Genomic DNA, 2,333 nt, shown 5'->3' with positions numbered 1-2,333 from the left:
AGGCACTCCGCTGACGCAGCCAACGGGAGTTGCTGCAACCGACGTGATGGGCGCCGGGGTCGGCGGCGGAGTGGGGGGCGTGCAGTCCACGAGCGTGGCGGTGGGGGATGTCGCCACGAGCGAGCCGTTCTTCTTGACGCTGACGGTGTAATCACCGGGGGCGAGGTCGGTGAACGTCGTCGACGGTGAGGATCGCGTTACGGACGCGGTGTCGAGTGCTCGGGAACCAGAGTGCAGGGTGGCGGTGAAGGTGCCACTGGCGGGGAGACCCGCAACCGTTGCTGTGACGCTGCCGGTGGCGACTCCTCCGCGAATGACGCAGGCGCTCGCGACCACGGACGGAACGACGGACGGCTGAGGCGTGGCGCTCGGGCTGGGGCTGGGGCTCGGAGTCGGGCTCGGGGCCGGATCGTTCCGTGAGCAGGTGCCGGCGAAGTCCCGGGGCGAGATTGATGCGCTGCGGGCGGTGTCAGTGTGCTTGGACGAGGGCCAATACCCCTTGACGGTCAGCGTTTTCGATAGCGGGCCGCTGACCTTTTCCGTCACGGTATAGGTGGCGCCCGCCTCGATCTGCATGCCGACGGGCACGAGTGCGAGCTGGTTCGAGGCGATGATCGTCTCGTCTTTATCACGCTCAGAGTTGGTGATGGTCCACGTGATGATCCACTCATAGTTTTCACAACTGGCGCTCACGCGAACGGTGTTGTGATGGGCCATGGCTGACGCGGGGATGAGAAGTGCGAGGCCTGTACCGGCCACAACGGTAGCGATTGCAAGCGCGAAGGCGCGCCGAAGTCGCATGAATTCGGGTTTCATGGTCGTTCCTATTCGGGGTAATCACAGCCCGTGGGAGCGACATGGGGGATGCCGCGGCTTCGGGGGAGTGGGCTGCAGTGCTCATAGAACCACCCAAATGGGGGCCATGTAAAGCAATTTCAGGAATATTCGTCATTAACGGTGGAATGCGCTCTCGACTATGGGTTGCAGGGGGCGTTGGGCTGACGTAGCTTCGCAAGAAGACCCCTAATTGGGGGCATTTTGCGGTCGATTTGGGCCAGCGCACAGCATGAGCGGCCCGGCCTCACCGAGGAGGATTCACGGAAATGTCCATTCACAGCCATCGCACACTCACCGCATCCGTCAGCCTTGCTGCGGTCGTCGGCCTCACCCTTGCCGGATGCTCCGGCTCGGGAGACAACAACGACGACGACGCCGAATTCTCGGGCGAAACGCTCGAAGTCTCAGGCGCATGGTCAGGTGCGGAGCAAGAGAATTTTGAGAAGGTGCTCGACAAGTTCGAACAGGACACGGGGGCGACCGTCAACTATTCGAGCTTCGGCGACAAAGCAGCCACCACTCTAGGAACGCAGATCGAGGGAGGCAGCCCGCCCAATGTGGCAATGCTTGCCCAGCCAGCGCTCATGACGCAGCTAGCACAGGACGGCAACCTAGTGCCGCTGTCACAGGAAGTGCTCGACGAGGTCAATGACAACTACTCGCAGAGCTGGATCGACCTGGGCACGGTGGATGGCGAGGTCTACGGCGTCTGGTTCAAGGCATCCAATAAGTCGACCGTTTGGTACAACGCCGACATCTGGGGCGACGCGGGTGCGGAACCGCCGGAGAGTTGGGATGACTTCTTGACCCAGCTGCAGCTCGTAGCCGATTCCGGATACGCGGGCATCTCCATCGGCGCCGACGTCGGCTGGCCGCTGACTGACTGGTTCGAGAATGTGTACCTGCAGACGGCGGGCGGCGACATGTACGACCAGCTCGCAGCGCATGAGATCCCCTGGACTGACCCCTCCGTCGCCACCGCGCTTGAGACGCTCGCGACGCTCTGGGGCAACTCAGCGCTGGTCGAGCCCGGCTCGGCGCAGCGCACGTTCCCCGAGTCGGTGTCTGCGGTGTTCGGCGCTGACCCCACGGCTGGCACCGTCTACGAGGGCGACTTCGTGGCTGGAGTCATCAAGGATGAGGGTGTCTCGGTGGTCGGTGAGAACGCGCTGTTCTTTGACTTCCCGCTCGTGGGAGATGCCGAAACATCCATCGTCGGAGGCGGCGACGTTGCCGTTGCCTTCACCGACGACGCAGCGACCCAGGCCCTCATGGAGTACCTCGCTTCGCCGGAATCGGCCGAGGTGTGGGTGCCGGAGGGTGGCCTGACCTCGCCGAACAAGGATGTCGACACTGGGCTCTACCCCGATGAGACCGCCAAGAAGATCGCGGAGGCGCTCACGGGCGCCGAGGTGTTCCGCTTCGACATGTCGGACCTCACGCCGAGCGCATTCGGCGGAACAGAGGGTCAGGGTTTCTGGCAGATCATGATCCAG

Annotated in this window: 1 protein-coding gene and 1 pseudogene; one reads left to right on the top strand and one right to left on the bottom strand. The window is 63.4% G+C overall.

Features of this window, described 5'->3' with window-relative positions:
- Nucleotides 1-816: pseudogene (locus tag AC062T_RS08035) on the bottom strand (hypothetical protein); the annotation flags it as partial.
- Nucleotides 817-1,103: 287 nt separating this feature from the next.
- Here AC062T_RS08035 and AC062T_RS08030 point away from each other — a divergent pair.
- On the top strand, nt 1,104-2,333 hold a 1,230-nt coding region (locus tag AC062T_RS08030), incomplete at its 3' end, for an ABC transporter substrate-binding protein (RefSeq protein WP_476028958.1).

Source organism: Homoserinimonas sp., assembly GCF_056262345.1.
This window is presented reverse-complemented; position numbering and strand designations above follow the sequence as displayed.